The sequence below is a fragment of the Sorangium sp. So ce176 genome (genome assembly GCF_051519835.1).
Lineage (GTDB): Bacteria > Myxococcota_A > Polyangia > Polyangiales > Polyangiaceae > Sorangium > Sorangium cellulosum_G.
Window position 1 is genome coordinate 8,650,760 of sequence record NZ_CP150371.1, and the last position, 19,647, is coordinate 8,670,406.

Annotated in this window: 14 protein-coding genes; 7 read left to right on the top strand and 7 right to left on the bottom strand. The window is 72.0% G+C overall.

Annotation, left to right across the window (positions count from 1 at the left end; all coding sequences use genetic code 11):
- The first annotated feature begins 81 nt into the window (after positions 1 to 81).
- Complete coding sequence (locus tag WMF42_RS32655; protein ID WP_061610317.1) at positions 82 to 387, top strand: hypothetical protein; 306 nt, start codon at positions 82 to 84, stop codon at positions 385 to 387.
- Positions 388 to 480: 93 nt separating this feature from the next.
- Here WMF42_RS32655 and WMF42_RS32660 read toward each other — a convergent pair whose 3' ends face one another.
- From WMF42_RS32660 to WMF42_RS32670, 3 genes are all read right to left on the bottom strand, one after another.
- Positions 481 to 1,035: a TerB family tellurite resistance protein gene (locus tag WMF42_RS32660; RefSeq protein ID WP_061610316.1), complete on the bottom strand. Its 555-nt coding sequence runs from the start codon at positions 1,033 to 1,035 to the stop codon at positions 481 to 483.
- A gap of 114 nt (positions 1,036 to 1,149) precedes the next feature.
- Complete coding sequence (locus WMF42_RS32665) at positions 1,150 to 4,296, bottom strand: MXAN_5808 family serine peptidase (RefSeq protein ID WP_061610315.1); 3,147 nt, start codon at positions 4,294 to 4,296, stop codon at positions 1,150 to 1,152.
- A 101-nt stretch (positions 4,297 to 4,397) separates the two neighbouring features.
- The gene (locus tag WMF42_RS32670) at positions 4,398 to 4,610 is read right to left on the bottom strand and encodes a twin-arginine translocase TatA/TatE family subunit (RefSeq protein WP_061610314.1); all 213 of its coding nucleotides are present in this window, start codon (positions 4,608 to 4,610) and stop codon (positions 4,398 to 4,400) included.
- 341 nt (positions 4,611 to 4,951) lie between these two features.
- Between WMF42_RS32670 and WMF42_RS32675 the strand changes: the two genes are divergently transcribed.
- The 4 genes from WMF42_RS32675 to WMF42_RS32690 all read left to right on the top strand — a co-directional run bounded on the left by WMF42_RS32675 (position 4,952) and on the right by WMF42_RS32690 (position 9,227).
- Positions 4,952 to 5,602 (top strand): hypothetical protein, encoded by a 651-nt coding sequence (locus WMF42_RS32675; protein WP_437686757.1) that lies wholly within the window; start codon positions 4,952 to 4,954, stop codon positions 5,600 to 5,602.
- Between the two features lie 81 nt (positions 5,603 to 5,683).
- Positions 5,684 to 6,328, top strand: coding sequence for a DUF2760 domain-containing protein (locus WMF42_RS32680; RefSeq protein WP_437686759.1), 645 nt, complete (start codon positions 5,684 to 5,686; stop codon positions 6,326 to 6,328).
- The gene (locus tag WMF42_RS32685; protein WP_437686761.1) at positions 6,325 to 8,205 is read left to right on the top strand and encodes an Hsp70 family protein; all 1,881 of its coding nucleotides are present in this window, start codon (positions 6,325 to 6,327) and stop codon (positions 8,203 to 8,205) included. Before WMF42_RS32680 ends, WMF42_RS32685 begins: the two co-directional genes overlap by 4 nt.
- A 143-nt stretch (positions 8,206 to 8,348) precedes the next feature.
- Positions 8,349 to 9,227, top strand: coding sequence for a transglutaminase family protein (locus tag WMF42_RS32690; protein WP_437686763.1), 879 nt, complete (start codon positions 8,349 to 8,351; stop codon positions 9,225 to 9,227).
- A 175-nt stretch (positions 9,228 to 9,402) separates the two neighbouring features.
- On the opposite strand, the gene WMF42_RS32695 is transcribed toward WMF42_RS32690, so the two are convergent.
- Entirely contained in the window at positions 9,403 to 9,849 is a 447-nt protein-coding gene (locus WMF42_RS32695; protein WP_199694101.1) for a hypothetical protein, read from the bottom strand.
- A 712-nt stretch (positions 9,850 to 10,561) separates the two neighbouring features.
- On the opposite strand from WMF42_RS32695, the gene WMF42_RS32700 reads away from it, so the two are divergent.
- The gene (locus WMF42_RS32700) at positions 10,562 to 11,893 is read left to right on the top strand and encodes an amidohydrolase family protein (RefSeq protein ID WP_437686765.1); all 1,332 of its coding nucleotides are present in this window, start codon (positions 10,562 to 10,564) and stop codon (positions 11,891 to 11,893) included.
- A gap of 46 nt (positions 11,894 to 11,939) precedes the next feature.
- On the opposite strand, the gene WMF42_RS32705 is transcribed toward WMF42_RS32700, so the two are convergent.
- The 3 genes from WMF42_RS32705 to WMF42_RS32715 all read right to left on the bottom strand — a co-directional run bounded on the left by WMF42_RS32705 (position 11,940) and on the right by WMF42_RS32715 (position 16,548).
- Positions 11,940 to 14,381, bottom strand: coding sequence for a GH36-type glycosyl hydrolase domain-containing protein (locus WMF42_RS32705; RefSeq protein WP_061611609.1), 2,442 nt, complete (start codon positions 14,379 to 14,381; stop codon positions 11,940 to 11,942).
- Positions 14,382 to 14,773: 392 nt separating this feature from the next.
- The gene (locus tag WMF42_RS32710; RefSeq protein WP_437686768.1) at positions 14,774 to 15,328 is read right to left on the bottom strand and encodes a hypothetical protein; all 555 of its coding nucleotides are present in this window, start codon (positions 15,326 to 15,328) and stop codon (positions 14,774 to 14,776) included.
- 710 nt (positions 15,329 to 16,038) lie between these two features.
- Positions 16,039 to 16,548, bottom strand: a complete 510-nt coding sequence (locus WMF42_RS32715) for an OmpA family protein (protein ID WP_061611607.1) — start codon at positions 16,546 to 16,548, stop codon at positions 16,039 to 16,041.
- A 141-nt stretch (positions 16,549 to 16,689) separates the two neighbouring features.
- On the opposite strand from WMF42_RS32715, the gene WMF42_RS32720 reads away from it, so the two are divergent.
- Positions 16,690 to 19,620 (top strand): Hsp70 family protein, encoded by a 2,931-nt coding sequence (locus WMF42_RS32720; RefSeq protein WP_437686770.1) that lies wholly within the window; start codon positions 16,690 to 16,692, stop codon positions 19,618 to 19,620.
- Positions 19,621 to 19,647 lie beyond the last annotated feature (27 nt).

Consider the following 19,647-nt stretch of genomic DNA (forward strand, 5'->3'; position numbering starts at 1 on the left):
CCGCGCAGCATAGCCCGGGTCCGGCTCTCGCGGGTTTCGGGCGGTTGACCAGTTTGCTAAGCTCCTCGTGTGAGCCATCCGATGAGCAACGAGGCTGGCGGGGTGCAGGGGGGCGGGCTCTCGCGTGCGACCTCGGAGAACGACGCCGGCCCCGATCCGGTCATCGGCGCGGGCATCGCGCTGCTCGGCATCTTCTTGATGGGGGTGGGCGGCGCGGCGGGCGCGCACTACCTCTTCAACTTCGGCGTGCTCGTGGCGGTGCTCGGGGCCGTCCTGTTCGTCCTGTTCGTGGCGCTCACGGCGCTGAAGCAGCGCCGCGCGCTCGGCGCCGCGGGCCGCGCCTCGAGCGCCGAGAGCGCCGCCGAGCCGCGAGACACGCGCGACTGATCCGCGGATCCGCGCGGCGGCTCCGCGACGGATCGGCGCGGCGGCTCCACGACGGATCCGCGAAGCGGCGCGGCGGCTCCGCGCCGGCTCCCCTCACCCCCGGGTCTCGCCGTCGCGCTCGCGTTGCTCGTCCGGCGCCGCCGGGGAGCCGTCCTGAACGCCGGCCTGACCGGCGAGATCCGGCTCGATCTCGGCGAGGGGGACGCCGATCTCCTCCGCGATGCTCGTGATCTCCGCGCGCTCGGCCGGCGTGGGCGCGCCGTCCGCGGCGGCGAGCCGGATCAAGAGGCGCACGACCTCGGCCCGCTCGCTGGCGTTGCAGAGCGCCTTGAGCTCGCGGTAGCAGCGATCGACCTCGCCCTCCTGGAGCGCGGGCAGCTTGCCCTGGAGGGCGTTGAACACAGCGTCGACGCCGCTCGGCGCGAGCCCGTCGATGTGCGTGAGCAGCTCGCGGAGCAGCTCGTCCTCCTTGGAGGAGAAGCGGCCGTCCACGCAGGCGACCTTGCCGAGCAGGACGATGACGGTCGCGATGTAGCGGAGGACCACCGCCTCGTCGTCCGGGAGCGCCGTGCGGAGCTCCTTCAGGAGGGCGTCGAGGTTCGGGAACGAGCCCCCCTGCTTCAGGCCCAGCCAGGCGAGGAGTCCCACGCGTTGAAGCTACCAGATCCTCGCCGGGCAGGGCAGCCCGACGGAGCACCACCTCGCCGGGCTGCTCTGCCCGGCGAAGCACCGCTCGTTACGCCCGTCATCCATGGCCGCGGCTTAGTCCTCGCCCCCGCGCTCCGCAATCCAGTCGTCCACCGGGTTGTCGGACTTCGGGGTCTTCAAGATCGAGCCGTCGGGCCCGTCCTTGCGCACCACGAGCGTGCGCCGCGTTGTCGTGTCCGGCGTCTCGCGCGCGACCACGGTGATCACGTTGACCCCCGGCCGGAGCGGCGCCTCGAACGAGAACTCCGCCTTCTTCGGGTCCGCGCCGTCGCGGTTCGACTTGTAGTAGAGCTTGCGCGACCCGACGAAGATGAAGGTGTCGAGCAGCCGCTCGCTGTCCGACGCCGTCCCCGTGATTTTCACGGTGCCGGCCGTCGTCGCCAGCGCCGCGGCGGCGATGTCGAGCGTCGGCGGCGCGTGCGAGTAGACGTCCTCGAACGCGACCACCGCGGGCGCCGGCCCGCCGCCCTGGGTCACCTCGCGCGCCGCGACGAACGCGAAGCGGTTGGCGCCGAGATCGGCCTTGAGGAACCCGCCGGGCGCCTCGCCGAGCACCTTGACAACGGCGCCCGCAGGGAGCCTGCCGAAGCCGCGCGCGCTCGCCTCGGGCGACGGGAGCAGCGTCGCCCCCTGCGCCCCGGCCTTCACGGTGGAGCCGCCGCCATTGATCTGGACGCGCGGCACGATCGGGATCTTCACCTTCTCGCTGGCGAACTCGCGAAGATCGCGATCGCCGACCGAGAGCGTGAGCGTCGCCTCGGGCTCCGAGAGCGCCGGCTCCACGTCGAAGGTGAAGACCACCTTGCGCACGTCGCCCGGCTTGATGTTCGAGACGTCGAAGCGCCCGGCGTGCAGCATGAGCCCCTCGCCCGAGAGGTTCGCGATGTTCGCCTGCGTCTCGTACGACGGGCCCTTGCCGACGTTCTTGACGGTCAGGTACATGCTGACCCGCTCGCCTTTCTGGATGAGCCCGTCGCCGTTGCCCTCGCGGTCGTCGACGATCTGGTAGGCGTACTGGAAGAGCGGCCGCTCGAGCGCGCGCACCGTGGGCCGGATCTCGACAGGGGCCGGCTCTGGCGCGCCGGCGACCTCGAACTTCACCTTGACGCCGTCGCTCCGCGAGAGGGCGTCCATCGGGATCTTGCAGGCGCGCTTCTCGTTGGCCCTCCTCGGCTTCGTCGAGCCGACCTTGCGCCCCTCGACCTCGCACCAGCCGAGCGGCGCCTTCGCCGTCTTCGTCTGGCCGGGGGCGATCTTGCCGAGGATGAGCTCCTTGCTGTCGAAGTAGAGGTTGTCGCTCTCCGTCGTCCCGCGGAGCCGGTAGACCGGCTGCTTGCCGTTGTTCTTGACCGTGACCCGGAGCTCCATCGGCTGGCCGGCGGTCACCTCGGCGTTCGCGCGATCGGTCTCGACCTTCACGTCGAGCTCGGACCTGGCCGCCGCCGTCGCGCCCTCGGGCGCGTCGGACCAGTCGACGCCGAGCTTCGCCAGCTCGGCCGCGACCTTGCCCAGCTCCTCCTTGCCGACCTGCTCGATGTAGTCGTGCACCGCCCGGAGCTGCTGGAGCCTCGGCGTGCTCGGCGGCATCCGCGCGGCGAGCTCGCGCCCGAAGCGGATCGGGAAGTCGAGGGCGAAGTCCTCGTCGATGTCGCCGCCGCGATCGCGCATCTCCTCGCGCTCGGCGCTCGTGAGCTGGTAGCGGACCACCTCGGACGGCTTGCCCGCCGCCGCCGCGCGCGCGTTCGAGAGGTGCGCCGAGAGATCGCGCTCCCGGAGGCCGTCCTTCTGCACGGTGAGGTCCATCTCGAGCTCGTCGACAGTCATCGGGTCGAGCTCGATGTCCGGCGTCACGCCGACGCCCTGGATCGAGATGTCGCCCGGCGTGAGGTACTGCGCGATCGTCAGCTTGAGCGCCGCCTTCTCCGCCGTGACGTCGGGGAACACGAGCTGCACGCTGCCCTTGCCGAACGTCTGCGAGCCCACGATGACGGCGCGGTCGTTGTTCTTCAGCGCGCCCGCCACGATCTCGCTCGCGCTCGCGCTGTTGCCGCTCACGAGCACCACGATCGGGTACGGCGGCTCCGTGCCGGGGCCCTTGGCGCGCTTCTCCTCGCGCCCCTCGGAGGCGCCGACCGTCGAGACGATGACGCCGTCGTTGAGGAACTTGTCGGCGATGCGCGCGGCCTGATCGAGCAGGCCGCCCGGGTTGCCCCGCAGATCGAGCACGAGCCCCTTCAGCTGCCCCTTGCTGCGCAGGCCGTCGAGCGCCGCGTCGAGCTCCGCGGTCGATGTCGCCTGGAACGTCTTCAGCCGCACGTAGCCGACGCCGCCCTCCAGGGCGCGCGACTCGACGGACCGGACCTTGATCACCTCGCGGGTCAGCTCGAACGCCTTCGGGGCATGCCACCCGCCCTCGCCCTCGCGGGTCACCCAGACGGTGACCGGGGTGCCGGGATCGCCGCGGAGCCGCCGCACGGCGTCGTCCAGCGGCATGTTGAGCGTCGACTCGTTGTTGATCTTCACGATCCGATCGAGCCGCTTGAGCCCCGCCCTGCCCGCGGGCGTGTCGGGCATCGGGTTCAGCACCGTGAGCATCTGGTCGCGGATCGAGATCACGACGCCGAGCCCGCCGAACGCGCCCGACGTGGAGAGGTTCATCTCCTTGTACGCCTCGGGGCTCAGGAACGACGAGTGCGGATCGAGCGTGTGCAGGATGCCGTTGCACGCGGCGTACTCGACCTCGCGGAGATCGACCTCGGTGCCCTTGAGGTTCTTCTGCAGGAAGCCGAAGACCTCGCGCAGGCGCGCCGAGACGTCCCAGGGGCCCTGGATGTTGTCGATCCGGAACTTCTTCTCGCTGGTCTCGACGCGGACGGTGACCTCGTTGGGATCCTCATTGAGGACGATCACCTGCGCGACGTCGCGCTGCACCGCGTTCAGCGCGGACAGCAGCATCTCCTTCGGCTTGACGCGATCCGGCTCGACGTACTTGTCGCGGATCATCTTGAGCGTCTCGTTCACGGCCTCGAGGCGGGTGAGGTCGTACGGCGCCTTGGCCACCTGACCGGTGACCGCGAGCGCCGGCTCGAACCCTCGCCAGAGCCCCCCGGGACCGAACTGAAGAACGAAGTACGCTGCCAGCGGGAACGCAGCGGAGACCACGAGCGCCTTGACGATGCGCTCCAGGAGTCGGTGAGGCATACGGCGCTCGAGTATAGACGCGCGCCAGCGAGCGTCGACCAGCGTCGCGCGGCGCTGGCGCGCGTTTCTACGCGCCCACGCGCCGCGCCGCGAGGCGGGGACTACACGGGCTTGTGTGTGTCCTCTTCCTTCGCGTCCGTCTTGGCGGGGAGCTGCTTCGAGGCGTCCTCGTCGTCGTCGTCCTTGATGCCCTTCTTGAAATTCCGGATGCCCTCGCCGATGCCCTTGCCGACATCTGCGATCCTCCCCGCGCCGAAGAGGAGCAGGGCGAGCCCGATGAGAAGGGCGATTTCCAGCGGTCCAATGCGGCCCATAGCGGTGCTCCCTCGAAGGCTGCCGTGCTCCCCGCGACACGCGGCGGCGAGCTGCGGCCCGGTTCCGGTGGACCCATACCACCCATCCTCCGGACGGGCAATGCAGCGGTTCGGCGCCTCGAAACCCGTGCTAGGCTCGCGCGACCGGCTTCGCTGGAGGAGAGAGGAGGCTCGCTCCGCCAGCGGTTCAGAAATCGAGAACGGCGCGACGGCCCAGGCGGGTCGCCGACCGGCCGGACCGGGCGCCGGGCCGCGGGAGCGCGCCGGCGGCGGCCCGGGGCTCCAGCCCTCGCAGGCTCCGCGATCATCGACACGGGGAAAACACGATGCCGATCAACCGCATGAATCGAAAGGCAGCGCATTGTCTGGCAGGGGCGTCGGTGGCGGCGGCGGTGCTCGCCGGCGCTCCCGAGCGCGCGAGCGCCCAGGATGCGAACGCGAGCGACAGGGTGAGCGTCACCGGCAAGGGGATCGTCGGCGGCGCGCTGCTCGGCGGTGAGGTCGTGATGCTGACGATGGGCGCGATCGGGGTCGAGCGCGGCTGGCCCTACCTCGTCTTCGGCGGGCTCGGCGCGGCGGGCGGCGGCGTCGCCGGCTATTTCATCGAGGCCTCGGAGCCTCCCGCAGAGGTGCCGCTCTACATGCTCGCCGGCGGCATGGCGCTGGTCATCCCGACCCTGATCGTCACCCTGAACGCCACCGCGTACAAGCCGCCGGAGACGGACCAGAGCGAGCCCATTCGCAACGAGCCGGCCGCGGAGCCCCCCCAGCCGGGCATCAACGTTCAGCTCACGACGGACGCAGCGCCGTTCCTCCGGGGCGCCCGCTGGGAGCAGCCCCGGCTCGGCCTCGTCGACATCACGCCGGGCCAGGTCGCGCTCGGCATGCCGGCGCTCTCGCTCAAGCCGCTCTACTCGCAGGACGAAATGTTCAAGTTCGGCGTGGCGCAGGGGCACGAGGTCCGCTTCCCCGTCCTCCGGGCGACGTTCTGACCGGCCCGGCGGAGACCCGCGCGGCGGGCCCCGCTCGCCGGTCTCTGTGCCGATCGCGACGCCCGGCGTTAGGCTTTCGCCGTGGCCGATCTCGACGATCCCCCGCTCCCCTGGTCCACGAGGCTCTGGTTCGCCTTCGCGTGCTTCTTCCGCGTGCTGTTCGACGCGCAGTTCGCCGCGCGGGCCTGGCAAGCGCGCGCTGCCGCCGCGCTGCCGCCGGCCGAGCGGCATCGAGAGGGCGGCGCGCCCCGCCTCCCCGGCGCCGCGGAGGTTGCGAAGAAGGAGCCCGCGCCCGCGCCGTCGGCCGCGCCCACGCCGCCAGCCGCGCCCGCGCCGCCGGCCGCGCCCGCCGTGACCTCGGCGCTCCAGCTCCTCGCGCTGCTCCAGCGCGAGGGGCGGCTTGTCGACTTCCTCGAGCAGGACATCGCCTCGTTCGGCGACGCGGACGTCGGCGTGGCGGCGAGGATGGTCCATGAAGGCTGCCGCAAGGCGCTGCGCGGCCACGCGAAGCTCGCGCCCGTGCGGCGCGAGGACGAGGGGGCCACGGTGACGCTGGAGGCCGGCTACAGCCCCGCCGAGGTCAAGCTCATCGGCAACGTCTCCGGCAGCGCGCCGTACCGGGGGGTGCTGCGCCACCGCGGCTGGCGCGCCGAGACGATCTCGCTGCCGACGCCGGTCGCCGGCCACGACGCCAGCATCATCGCCCCCGCGGAGGTCGAGCTATGAGCGCGCGCTACATCATCGGCATCGATCTCGGCACGACCCACTGCGCGCTCTCTTATGCGCGCGTCCCGGACGAGGGCGCCGATCCGCGGCTCACGCCGGCGCCCGAGGTGCTGGCCGTGCCGCAGCTCGTGGCGCAGGGCGCGCTCGAGGCGCGGCCGCTGCTGCCCTCGTTCATGTACATCCCCCTCGAGAGCGAGGGGTTCCAGGTGCTGCCGTGGGACGCCGAGCGGCGGTTCGTCGTCGGCGAGCACGCCCGCGCGCGCGGGGTCGACGCGCCCGCGCGCATCATCTCGAGCGCGAAGAGCTGGCTCTGCCACCCCGGCATCGACCGGCGCGGACCGACGCTGCCGGTCGGCGCGCCCGAGGACATCGAGAAGATCTCGCCGGTCGAGGCGTCGTGGCGCTACCTCGAGCACCTCACCGAGGCGTGGGATCACCTGTTCGCGAAGGACGATCCGGAGCTCGCCCTCGTGAAGCAGGAGATCGTGATCACCGTGCCCGCGTCGTTCGACGCCGCCGCGCGCGAGCTCACTGTCGAGGCGGCGAGCGCCGCGGGCTTCGAGGACCTCACGCTGCTCGAGGAGCCGCAGGCGGCCGTGTACGCCTGGATCGACGCGGCCGGCGAGGCGTGGCGCAAGCACCTCCAGCCGGGCGACGTGCTGCTCGTGGTCGACGTCGGCGGCGGGACCACCGATTTCTCCGCGATCGCCGCGGTCCCGCGCGACGACGGCTCGCTCGAGCTCGTCCGCGTGGCGGTCGGCGATCACATCCTGCTCGGCGGCGACAACATGGACCTGGCGCTCGCGCACGTCGTGAAGGCGAAGCTCGCCGCCGAGGGCAAGGAGCTCGACCGCTGGCAGATGACGTCGCTCACGCACGCGGCGCGCGTCGCGAAGGAGCGGCTGCTCGGCGATCCGTCGATGAACGAGGCGCCGATCGTGATCGCCGGCCGCGGCTCGAAGCTGCTGGGCGCGTCGATCAGGACGGAGCTCACGCGCGACGAGATCACGCGGACGCTCGTGGACGGGTTCTTCCCCGAGGTCCCGTCCTCCGCGCGCCCCGCGACCCGCGCGCGCGCCGGCCTGACGCAGCTCGGCCTTCCGTACGCGCAGGACCCGGCGGTCACCCGCCACCTCGCGGCCTTCCTCGGGCGGCAGGCCGGCGCGACGTCGAAGCTGGAGGGCTTCGTCCCGAAGGAGGGGGCGAGCGCCGAGCCCGGCCGCGCGCCGCTCCTGCTGCACCCGACGGCGGTGCTGTTCAACGGCGGCGTCATGAAGAGCGCGGCGCTGCGGGAGCGGCTCGTCGCGACGCTCGGCGCCTGGCTGGAGGAGGACGGCGCGCCGCGGCCGCGGGTGCTCCCGATCGACGACCTCGATCTCGCTGTCGCGCGCGGCGCCGCCGCCTACGGCCAGGCGCGGCGCGGCCGGGGGCTCAGGATCCGCGGCGGGACGGCGCGGGCCTACTACGTGGGCATCGAGGGGGCCGTGCCGGCGGTGCCCGGCCTGGAGCCGCCGATCACGGCGCTCTGCCTGGCGCCCTTCGGCATGGAGGAGGGCACCGAGGCGACGCTGCCGCCGCAGGAGTTCGGGGTGGTTGTCGGCGAGCCGGTGCGCTTCCGCTTCTTCAGCTCGTCGGTGCGCCGGGACGACCAGGCCGGGACCGAGCTCGAGGCCTGGAAGCCGGGCGAGCTCGAGGAGCTCTCGCCGATCGAGGTCACCCTGCCCGCCGAGGGGCGCCGCGAGGGGGACATGGTGCCGGTGCGGCTGCGCGCCTCGATCACCGAGGTGGGGACGCTGCTCCTGGAGGCGATCCCGCGCGAGGCGCAGAAGCCGAACGAGCGCTGGCGGATCGAGCTGTCCGTGCGCGCCGAGACGTGAGGCGCGGCGCGTCAGCGCCGGGAACGGGCTGACGCGTCGCGCCAGCGCGGCGCGCGCCCGCTACCCTCCCGCGCGGGGGCGCGCGAGCGGGCCGTGACGGCGCTGGAAGAGCTCACCGAGCCACGACATCACGACATCACGACATGACGCCGACGACTCGCAAGCTTCGCGTCGTCCACAGGACGAGATACACCTACGATCGCCCGGTGGAGCGCAGCGTGCACAAGCTGCATCTCTGCCCGATGGACGACCGGGATCAGCGCGTCCTCTCGCACGCGCTCGCGATCGACCCGGCGGTCCCAACGGTGGAGATCGAGGACGTCTTCGGAAACCGGGTCACGCGCTTCGAGATCGCCTCCCCCTATACCGCGCTCACGATATCGGCCGACTCGGTCGTGGAGCTGCGCGACGCGGATCCGTTCGCGTTCGCGACGACGAAGATCCGGCCCGCGTTCCCCCTCGCCTGGACGCCGTGGGAGCAGGCGATGATCGCGCCGTACGTGCGCCCCGTCGAGCTCCCTGCCCCCCAGCTCCAGGAGCTCTTCGATTATGCCATGTCGTTCGTCGAGCGGAACGACGCGGACCTGATGGAGACGCTCTTCGCCATCAACCTGACGCTCTTCCGCGAATACAGGTACATGCCGGGCTCGACCGACATCGCGACCACCCCTCACGACGTCTTCGTCAACAGGCGCGGGGTCTGCCAGGATTTCGCGAACCTGTTCATCTGCCTGGCGCGGATCCTGGGCATTCCGGCGCGCTACGTGTGCGGATACGTCTATACCGGCAACGTCGGCACGAACCGCGCCGGCTCCGACGCGACGCACGCGTGGGCGCAGCTCTACATCCCGAACATCGGCTGGAAGGGGTTCGATCCGACGAACGGCGTGCTGCCCAGCCTCGACCACGTGCGGGTCGGCTACGGCCGCGACACAACGGACGCCACCCCCATGGCGGGGACGCTCTACACGCCCGCCACGGAGACGATGACCGTCGATGTGACGGTGTCGGAGGTGGAATAGCTTCGCTGCGGTATCGACCGCGCGTCGACAGGGCCCGTCGCCGCGATCAGGAGCGCATCGCGGAGCCCACGCGAAAACGGCCGCAGGGGCGACAGGCGTCCTGCCTGCCCCTGCGGCCGCGCGCTGCTCGCCGAGGATCGGTCGGAGGCGCCCGCGATACCTCAGCGACTCGAGATCACTCGCCTCTGTCCTGGAGGCAGGCGGTGCCCTCCGCCGCGCAGGCGCCGTCCTCGGTGGTCGCCGCCGTGGTGCCGCACACCGTACACTCGTCGCTCTGCTCCGCCCCCTCCGGGGAGCACTCGTTGTAGCAGGGGTCGCCCTCGGCCACGCCGCAGGCCTCGCAGATACAGGCCGTGAGCGCGTCGTACTTCGGCACCGAGGACTCGCACAGGTCGTTCGAATCGGCGTCATCGAGGAGGGGCGCCGAGCAGGTCACACACTCCGCGTCTTCACCGCCGCCGCCGCCGTCGCCGCCGCCCTCGCCGCCGCCGCCCTCGCCGCCGGTGCCGGTCGTGGCGCTCGTGGTGGTCGTGCTGCTCGCGGTCGTCCCGCCGCCCGTGCCCCCGTCGGAGTCGTCCCCGCACCCCGCGGAGAAGGCGGTCGCGCCAAGCATGAGAGCCATCGAGACAATGCCAACAAGATTGATGCTACGCATGAGGTCCTCCAGCGCGCTTGAACGAGCGCCGCCTTCGAGAATCGCTTCGTCACCGGTCCCACCGGGACATGCCGGTCGCGGCGTTTCCCGCGCGCCGGCGGTGGCACCCTACTGCACCCAGGCTGTGACGCTCAACTGTCTCGATACGGCTCACAGAGACGACTTTCCGAGCTTCGCCCTTCGCTCGACCGAAATACAGTGACACGAGCCCCGCCGAGGACCACCCCGCCGGGACCGCGCGGCTCGGGAATCGCCTGACCCCGGCCCGAACGCGGGAGACCCGCAGTCGCTCGTCGCGGGTCGAGCGCGCCTTCGCAGCGCGCCGCGACGGCATCACGGCGTCATGCCGAATCCGGCGAGCCACGACTTCCGAGCCTTCTTGTGCTCCGCGAAACCCCGCACGGCGGAGATCGGACAAGGCCCCGCGCGCGCACGGCGCCGCTCCGGGATCTCGCGCCGCGTCGATGGCTCGAACGAGCCTGGAGACGGCGGTGGACCTCGCCGGGAGCGCTCATTCGAGAGGAACGTGGAAGTTGGAAAGCGCCGGTGTTCGCGGCCGAGCGGCCCGGAGCTGCTATGATGAGAGGCGCGACGTCGCAGCCGCCCGCGGCCGCAGCTCCAGCTCGTCGCGCGTTCATCGCACGTTCGTCGCACGTTTCAGGTCACCGGGGAGAGCACGATGAGCTTTCGGTTGCGCGTGTGTCTGTTGGCGACGCTCGCGGGCCTGTGCGCCTGCGCGAGCACGCCGGTGCAGTGGCCCTCGCCGGAGGGGCAACCGAGGCTCCCGCCCGCGCGGGAGATCAACCCGATCGCGCGGCCGGACGCGACGCGCCCGGTGGCGATCGTCGGGGCCACGCTCATCGACGGCCGCGGAGGGCCGCCCGTGCGGGACGCCGTCGTCGTGGTCCGCGGCGATCACATCGTCGCCGCGGGCGCGCGCGGCGCCACGGAAGTCCCGGCCGGCGCGGAGATCGTCCGCGGCGCCGGGCTCTCGGTCCTACCTGGCCTCATCGACGCACATTTCCACATCGACGGCGACGACGGGCTGCCCGGGCTCTCCCTGCAGCGCGGCGTGACCTCGCTGCGCGAGCCCGGGAACTGGATCGAGGCGTACGACGCCGCGCGCAAGCTCGGCCCGGTGCCGCGGCTCTTCCTGGCGGGGCCGATGCTCGACGGGCCGGACCCCGCCTACCCGGAGAGCGCGGTGATCGTGCGCGACGCGGCCGAGGCGCGCTGGGCTGTCGATCGGCTGGTCGAGCGCGGGGCGTCGGCGATCAAGGTCTACTTCCGCCTGCCGCTCGGGACCGTCGAGGCGATCGCGCAGGCCGCGCACGCGCGCGGGGTGATCGCCACCGCGCACCTCGAGACGGTGGACGCCGCGGCGGCGATCCGCGCCGGGCTCGACGGCATCGAGCACATCACCTCGCTCGGCACCGCGCTCGTGCCGCCGCGCGAGGCGGAGCGCTACCGGCAGGCGGTGATCGCCCGCAACGAGGCGCGCGTCCAGGGCCGCTACGAGCTCTTTCGCGGCATCTCCCTCGGCGCGCCGCGGACCTCCGAGCTCCTCCGGCTGCTCGCGACGCGCGGGACCTTCGTCACCCCCACCCTCGCCATCTTCGAGCGCCGCGCCGGCGACGAGGGAGCGACCGAGACCCACGTGCGCGGCTTCGAGAACATGATGAGGCTCACCGGCGCGGCGCGGCGCGCCGGCGTGCGGGTGGTCGTCGGCTCTCACGGCGCGGCGCCGGGCGCCGAGCGAGGGTGGGCCTACCAGCACGAGATGGAGCTGCTCGTCGAGAGCGGCCTGTCGCCCATGGAGGTCCTCGTCGCCGGCACCGCGGAGAACGCGAGGTTCTTCCGCGTCGACGACCGGCTCGGCAGCGTCGAGCCGGGCAAGCTCGCCGATCTGGTCCTGGTGGAGGGCGACCCGCTCGCCGACATCCGGGCGATGCGCCGCGTGCGGCGGGTCATGTTGAACGGGCGATGGGTCGCCTCACCTCAGGGCGACTGAGCCGAGCGCGCCGCGGGCTGGCCGCGGCGCGCTCCGGCGGAGGCGCTCAGCCCATCTCGACGTCGACGCGCACCGTCTTGCCGGCAGGGGCCAGGGGGATCACGTTGCCCTCGACCGCCTTGCCGTCCACGGTGAGCTTCTTCACGCCCTTGCACACCCCCGAGTTCTTGACGTTGATCTCGTAGGTGGCGCCGCGGAAGCGGCGGGAGATGGAGAAGCTCTTCCAGGCCTTGGGCACGCAGGGGTCGAGCTTCAGGCCGTCGTACTGGGGCTGCACGCCCAGGATCCCCTGGCTGACGGACACGAACGTCCAGGCCGCGGTGCCGGTGAGCCAGGCGTTCTTGGCCTCACCGAAGACCGGGGCGTCCTTGCCCGCGATCATCTGCGCATAGACGTAGGGCTCGGCCCGGTAGGTCTCGATCTGGCTCTCCTTGGCGGAGGGGCAGATGGAGAGATAGTACTCGAGCGCGCGCTCGCCGTCGCCCAGCAGACACCATCCCAGGTGGATCCAGGTGTTGTTGTGGCAGAAGATACCGGCGTTCTCCTTCACGCCCGGCGGGTACGAGGTGACCTCCCCGAGCTCGAGGTGGTAGGTCGAGTACGCGGGCTGCTGCAGCACGACGCCGTTCTTCGTGTAGAGGTGCTTGTGCACGCTCTCCATCGCCTGCTTCGCGCGGCCGTTGTCCGCGCCGGCGCCGCCGAGCACGCACCAGCCCTGGCTCTCGATGAAGATCTTGCCCTCCTCGTTTTCCTTGCTCCCGACGGCGCGGCCCTGGGCGTCGTAGGCGCGGCGGTACCACTCGCCGTCCCAGGCCTCCTTCTCGACAACGGCCAGCATGTCGGCGTACTGCCCGCGCATGCGCTCCGCGTCGGACTTCTGGCCCATCCAGTCATACAGGGCGGCCATCTCGCGGCTGGCGTAGAGGAAGAGGCCGGCGATCATCACGGACTCGGCCTTCGAGTCCTTCACGTCGCCCGCGGTCTGGAAGCTCTCGTTCGGCTCGGTGCTGAAGCAGTTCAGGTTCAGGCAGTCGTTCCAGTCCGCGTGGCCGATCAGCGGCAGGCCGTGCGGGCCGCGCTTCTTCATCGTGTACGCGATGGACGTCTCCAGGTGGTGCAGGAGGTCCTCCTTGGAGCCCTGCTTGTCGGCGTAGCCCACGGCCTCCTTGAGGATGCTCTTGTCGCCCGTCTCCTTGATGTACGCGCACGTGGAGAGGATGAGCCACAGGTGATCGTCGTAGAAGTCGCCGCCGATGTCGGCGTTCCCCTTCTTCGTCAGCGGCTGGTACTGGTGGTAGCAGGTGCCGTCGCTGAGCTGGGTGGCCGCGATGTCGAGGATGCGCTGGCGGGCGCGCTCCGGGATGAGGTGCACGAAGCCGAGGAGATCCTGGTTCGAGTCGCGGAAGCCCATGCCGCGGCCGATGCCGGTCTCGTACATGCTGGCCGACCGCGAGAGGTTGAAGGTGGCCATGCACTGGTACTGGTTCCAGGTGTTGAGCATGCGCCGCGCGTGCTCGTCCGGACAGTCGGCCTGGAAGTTCGCGAGGAGCCCGGCCCAGTCCTCCTTGAGCTGAGCGAACGCCCCGTCCACGGCGCCGGGCGCCGAGTACTTGGCCAGGATCTCCTTGCCCTTCTGCTTGTTCAGGACGAAGGGCGCCTTGAACTTGGGCAGATCCCCGTGGTCCACGTACGAGAGCACGAAGCTCAGGGTCTCGCTCGCGCCGGGCTCGAGCGACAGGCTCACCTGGTGGCTGCCGATCGGGTTCCAGCCGAACGCCTTGGAGTTCGTTGCCTTGCCCCTGGCCGGCACCTGGGCCTCGTGGAGCCCGTGGTGGACGCTGCCGCAGAAGGCGTCGCGGCTCGTGTCGAACCCGTCGACGGCGCGCGTGCAGGCGAAGAGCGAGTAATGGGAGCGGCGCTCGCGGAACTCCGTCTTGTGGTAGATGGCGCTCCCCTCGATCTCCACCTCGCCGATGGAGTAGGTGCGCTGGTAGTTCGTCATGTCATTGAGCGCCTCGAAGAAGCAGAACTCCTGGAAGGAGAAGAGCTGGATGTCCTTCTTCGCGCCGCTCTTGTTGGTGACCCGGGTGCGCCAGATCTCCACGTTCTCGCCGGGGACGATGAAGAAGAGCACCTCGACCTCTACGCCGTTCTTCTCGCCCGTGATCCTGGTGTACCCCAGGCCGTGGCGGCACTCGTAGCGATCCAGCGCCGTCTTGACCGGCTTCCACATGGGGTTCCACACCACCCCACCGTCGTTCACGTACAGGTAGCGCCCGCCGATATCCATGGGCACGTTGTTGTACCGATAGCGCGTCAGCCGCCGGAGCTTGGCGTCCTTCCAGAACGTGTAGCCGCCGGCCGTGTTGGTGCAGAGGCCGAACATCTCGTCCGAACCCAGGTAGTTGAGCCAGGGCAGCGGCGTGTCGGGCCGGGTGATGACGTACTCGCGGCTCTCGTCGTCGAAATGGCCGTACTGATTGCTCATGGACGCGCGTCTCCGTGCATTCGGTGGAGTCGAAAGCTGGGTCGGAAGCGGGGAGCTTCTCTCCCGTCAACGACAGAAAAAAACCCAGCGGCAGGGCTGCCCCGGGTTCGATAAGCCGATGATTGTTGGGCTGGGGCCTCCGAGCGAGCTCAGAGGGCCGCCACTCTAGACCCCTGCCCTGCTGGTTGTCAACGGGGCCCGCGGGAGCGTAGGCCGGCGTTTTTCCCAGGGAAATGCGGCACTCGACGCCCTCGCGCTCCATGGCATGGCCGCTGTGTGGCGGACAACGCAAGATTACGGCGCGACGTGAATTTTACACACTCCTGCCGGGCCGGCCTTGGCGCGGCGCGGCGCGGCGTGGGAGCGCGCTGTCCAGTCTCGTGCGCCCGCAGCTACCGATCGTCGTCGGCGTCCCGGTCCTCGCCGGCGAGCACCAGCCTGCCGATGGCGACCTGGCGCGCCGTGGCCGGGTAATAGACAGTGGCGGAGGCCGTGCTCCATGTGTGCCCGACGATGGTGTCCGATGTGTTCGTGTAGACGCGCATCACGCCGTAACCCGCGCCGGTGGCCGACCGGCCGCCGGAGGACATCCTGGAGTCGGACGGGCCGTGATGTGAGCTCGTCGAGTCGACGATGCTCACCTCGTACTGGAACGTGCCCAGCACGAAGGGGCTGACCGGGAGCTTCAGCCTCGGCGCCCGGCGGAGGATCGCGACGTGACCGGTCGACGACTCGCCCGCAGGATAACGGAGGGCGATGACGTCGCCGGCGCGCGCGTCCCCCAGGTCGCGGATCCTCTCGAATCCATTCTCCTCGACGATCGCGGCATAGTAAGCAGCGGCGCTCGGGCTCCGGCTGCCCAGCCACTCGCCAAACGACGACTCGGACCACCCGTAGCTCCGCTTGAGCAGCTCCGTCAAGAAGGTGGCGCACTGCGTGCGGTTCATGTAACGCCGCGCGCCGGACACGCCAGCCCAGGAGACGAAGCTGGCAGTCGAGTATTCGTTGTTCTCAGGAGCGAGGTTATCGACGAGCTGCTCCGCCCACCTGAGGTGGTCGACGTCGCGCGCGGCCGCAGGCCGCGGAGAGAGCCACGAGAGCCCCGAAAGGGCGAGACAAGCGATCCCTAACGGACAACCACGAACGCTCGCCATGATCCACCACGCAATGCAATGTGTTGCTTGGACTGGCGCGTCGCTCTCAGCGCGCGTATTCCCGTGATGTATTAACCACGATCGGGAGACGCCGTTCAACATAAATTTGCAGCGTGATCATCTTTGGGAGTCGCTTGTCCCACAGGCACACAGAGGGACAGGCACTCTCGCGCGCCGTCCTCCTCGCGGGACGACGGAGGACGCCAGGGCGGCGACGCGGCGGCCCCTCGCGCGGCCGAGGCGGCGCGTCGATGGAGGAAGCCAGCGTGGCGCGCGGGGCCAACGCGGCCAGCGTGGACCACAGCCCCGCCGTGGCGGGCGTGACGGGAACAGGCGACCTCGCGATCTCGCGCGGGGCGGCGGAAAGCAGGAGATCTCGAGAGAGGATCCGTGTTAACCTGGCCTGTTGTCCAGGCGCACTACCGGCGCGGGAGAGCCGGCGCGGGTGACGTGCTGGCGGAGGGAGGACGCGCGGCCCGCGGGGGCGCCGGGCCGCAGGCCCCTCACCTGGTCTTGATACGGAACTCCACGCGCCGGTTCATGGCGCGGCAGCCCTCGTCGTTCGTGAAGCAGAGCGGCGCGCCGGCGCCGTACCCGGGCGCCGTCATCGGCGTCGTGACGCCGCGCTGGACGAGGTAGCGGACCACGGCGTTCGCGCGGCGCTCGGACAGCTTGATGTTGTGCTCCACCGTGCCCTGGTTGTCCGTGTGCCCCTCGACCGTGAGCGCGGTGATCTCCGGGTGCGTCCTCAGGATGTTCGCGACCGCATCGAGGACCGAGAACGACTCGGGCCGGATCTCGTCCTTGTCGAGGTCGTAGAAGATCGGCCGGGCGATCTTGATGCGATCACCCTCGATCACCGCCTCGGCGGAGTCCGCCGGCTGGACGGGCGCAGGCGGAGGAGGGGGCGGCGGCGTCGCGCTCGCCGCAAGGGACATCTCGGTCTTCGCCGACCCGCACCCCGCCGCAAGGACGCCCATGACCACAAGCCAGATCGCTCGGTTCGCTCGCATTTCGCGCCTCTAGCACGGGGAATCGTCCGGAAGAAGTACACTGGCACCGCTGGCACCGCTGGCGCCCCGCCCGCCGCTCGGCCCGCCATAGCTGCGGGCGGAAGGCGCCGCGGCGATCCAGTATCGTTGCTGCGCGCACGTATGTCCGCCCCCGCGAAGAACCCGAGCCTGATCGTCGGAGTCGACCTCGGCACCACGCACACCGTCGTGGCGTGGGCCGAGCGCGACGCCGATCCCGGCGCGATCCGCGTCTTTCCTATCCCGCAGCTCGTGACGGCCACGGAGGTCGAGGCGCGCCCGCTGCTGCCGTCGCTGCTCTACGCGCCCTTGCCCGGCGAGGCGCCGGCCGACCCCTTCGGCGACGCGCCGTTCGTCCTCGGCGAGCAGGCGCGCCGGCGCGGCGGAGAGATCCCCGGCCGGCTCATCACCTCGGCGAAGAGCTGGCTCTGCCACCCCGCCGTCGACCGCACGGCGCCGATCCTCCCCTGGGGCGCGGGCGACGACGCGGCCGACCTGCCGCGCGCCTCGCCGCTCGACGCGAGCGCCCGGCTGCTCGCCCACGTGCGGCGCACCTGGGACGAGGCCTTCCCGGATCGACCGCTCGCGGAGCAGGAGGTCGTGCTCACCGTGCCGGCCTCGTTCGACCAGGTCGCGCGCGAGCTCACCGTCGAGGCCGCCCGCCGCGCCGGCCTGTCGGCGCGGCTCCTCGAGGAGCCGCAGGCCGCTTTCTACGACTTCATGCGGCTCGCGGGCGCGGGAGGCCTCGACGCCCTGCTCGCCCGATCGGGCGGCGAGGCGATGGTCCTCGTCTGCGACGTCGGCGGCGGCACCACCGATCTGTCGCTCATCCGCGTCGCGCGGCGCGCCGGCGCGGCCGGCGGCGCTCCCCTCGACGGTCCTCCGGTCGAGGTCTCGCGCGTCGCGGTCGGCCACCACCTGCTGCTCGGCGGCGACAACATGGACCTCGCGCTCGCCCACCTCTGCGAGCCGCGCCTCGTGGGCGCCGGCGAGAAGCTCGACCCCGCGCGCTTCGGGCAGCTCGTCCTGGCCTGCCGCGCCGCCAAGGAGCGCCTGCTCGGCGGCGCGCCGCGCGACGCCGACGCCGCGCCCGCGCCGCCGGACGACGCGCCGGTCACCGTGCTCTCGCACGGCGCGCGGCTCGTCGGCGGGGCGCTGACGACGCGCCTCGGCCGCGAGGAGGTCGAGCGCATCGTGCTGGACGGGTTCCTCCCGGAGACGCCGCGGGACGCGCGGCCGCAGCGCGGGCGGAGCGGGCTCGTCGCGTTCGGGCTGCCGTACGAGCGCGACGTGGCGATCACGCGGCACGTGGCCTGGTTCTTCGCGCGCCACGCCCCCGGGTCGCTCGGGCCGACCTCGCTGCTGCTGAACGGCGGCGTCTTCCGCGCGCGCCGCGTCGCCGAGCGGCTCGCGCACGTCATCGAGCGCTGGGGCGGCCCGCCGCTCGACGTGCTCCCGCACGCCGATCCCGACCTCGCCGTGGCGCGGGGCGCGGTCGCCTACGGCCTCGCGCTCGCGGGCCGCGGCGTGCGCATCGAGGGGGGCGCGGCGCGCGGCTACTACGTCGGCCTCGAGCCGCCCGCCGGCGGGGGGCCGCGGCCCGCTGTCTGCGTCGTGCCGCGCGGCGCGAAGGAGGGGAGCGCGCACGCGGCGGCCGGGCGGACCTTCGCGCTCGTCGTGGGCCGGCCGGTCCGGTTCGACCTGTTCGCGTCGGACGACGCGCGCGAGGACCGCGCGGGCGACCTCGTCCCGCTCGAGGAGGACCGGTTCGAGGCGCTCCCGCCTGTCGCGGTGGCGTTCGACGCCGGCGACGCGGCGCGCGCGCGCGCCGAAGGGGGCAAGCGGGCGGAGGTGCGCGTCCAGATCGAGGGAGAGCTCACTGCGATCGGCACCCTGGATCTCGCCTGCGTCGAGGTGGGCGTCCCGGCGCCGCGCCGCTTCCGGCTCGCGTTCCAGCTGCGCGAGGACGGCCGCGGGGCGCGCGCCGCGGAGGGCGCGGGCGCCGCCGAGGCCGGCGCGGCGGGCGGCGCGCCGGCGGGCGGCGCGCCGGCGGAGCGGGCGCCGGCGGAGCGGGCGCCGGCGAGGCCGCCCGCGGCGGCGACCCCGGGGGGCAAGCGGCTCGACGAGGCGCGGGAGGCGATCGAGCGGGTGTTCGGCAAGGGGCGGCCCGACGTCGCGCCGCGGGAGGTGAAGAACCTCGTGCGCGAGCTCGAGCGCGTGCTCGGCGAGCGCGCCACCTGGACGACGGAGACAGCGCGGGCGCTGTTCGACACGCTCGCGCCGAGCGCGCGCTCGCGGCGGCGCTCGGCCGACCACGAGCGCGTGTTCTGGTCGCTGGCCGGCTACTGCCTCCGCCCCGGCCTCGGCGACGCGGGCGACCCGGCGCGGATCGCGGCGCTCGCGCCGCTGTTCGCCGAGCGGCTCGCGTTTCCGCAGGAGGCGCGCTCGTGGCAGCAGTTCTGGATCGCGTGGCGCCGCGTCGCCGGCGGGCTCGACGAGCCGCTGCAGGTGGCGATCCGGGATCTCGCGGATCCGTTCCTCGCCCCGGCCGAGCAGCGGCTGAAGAAGCCGAAGGGGGTGAAGCCGGAGGCGCTCGACGACCTGCTCGAGCTGTGCGCGTCGCTCGAGCGCGTGCCCGCCGGCCGCCGGAGCGAGCTCGGCGCCTGGATCCTGGAGCGCACGTGGACCGACCGCGACGCGCGGCTCTGGGCGGCGATCGGCCGCGTCGGGGCGCGCGTGCCTGCGTACGCGAGCGTGCACCACGTTGTCTCGCCGGCGGCGGCCGAGCGGTGGCTCGACCACCTGCTGCGCGAGAAGTGGGAGGGGCTGCCGTCGGCCGCGCCGGCCGCGGTGCAGCTCGCGCGCAGGACCGGCGACCGGGCGCGCGACGTGTCCGACCGGATCCGCGGCGAGGTGGAGCGGCGGCTCGTCAAGGCGGGGGCGCCGGAGGCGTGGGTGAGGGCCGTGCGCGAGGTGGTGGCCGTGGAGGAGGCCGAGCGCGCGGCGTTCTTCGGAGAGGGGCTGCCGGTGGGGCTGCGGCTCGTGAGCGAGTAGGGGCTGGTCCTGGAATGGCGCCCTCGC

Coding starts and splice junctions, on each gene's coding strand:
- WMF42_RS32700 (WP_437686765.1), top strand. CDS start 10,562: ATGAGCTTTCGGTTGCGCGTGTGTCTGTTGGCGACGCTCGCGGGCCTG.
- WMF42_RS32670 (WP_061610314.1), bottom strand. CDS start 4,610: ATGGGCCGCATTGGACCGCTGGAAATCGCCCTTCTCATCGGGCTCGCC.
- WMF42_RS32720 (WP_437686770.1), top strand. CDS start 16,690: ATGTCCGCCCCCGCGAAGAACCCGAGCCTGATCGTCGGAGTCGACCTC.
- WMF42_RS32675 (WP_437686757.1), top strand. CDS start 4,952: ATGAATCGAAAGGCAGCGCATTGTCTGGCAGGGGCGTCGGTGGCGGCG.
- WMF42_RS32690 (WP_437686763.1), top strand. CDS start 8,349: ATGACGCCGACGACTCGCAAGCTTCGCGTCGTCCACAGGACGAGATAC.
- WMF42_RS32705 (WP_061611609.1), bottom strand. CDS start 14,381: ATGAGCAATCAGTACGGCCATTTCGACGACGAGAGCCGCGAGTACGTC.
- WMF42_RS32685 (WP_437686761.1), top strand. CDS start 6,325: ATGAGCGCGCGCTACATCATCGGCATCGATCTCGGCACGACCCACTGC.
- WMF42_RS32695 (WP_199694101.1), bottom strand. CDS start 9,849: ATGGCTCTCATGCTTGGCGCGACCGCCTTCTCCGCGGGGTGCGGGGAC.
- WMF42_RS32665 (WP_061610315.1), bottom strand. CDS start 4,296: ATGCCTCACCGACTCCTGGAGCGCATCGTCAAGGCGCTCGTGGTCTCC.
- WMF42_RS32655 (WP_061610317.1), top strand. CDS start 82: ATGAGCAACGAGGCTGGCGGGGTGCAGGGGGGCGGGCTCTCGCGTGCG.
- WMF42_RS32710 (WP_437686768.1), bottom strand. CDS start 15,328: ATGAACCGCACGCAGTGCGCCACCTTCTTGACGGAGCTGCTCAAGCGG.
- WMF42_RS32715 (WP_061611607.1), bottom strand. CDS start 16,548: ATGCGAGCGAACCGAGCGATCTGGCTTGTGGTCATGGGCGTCCTTGCG.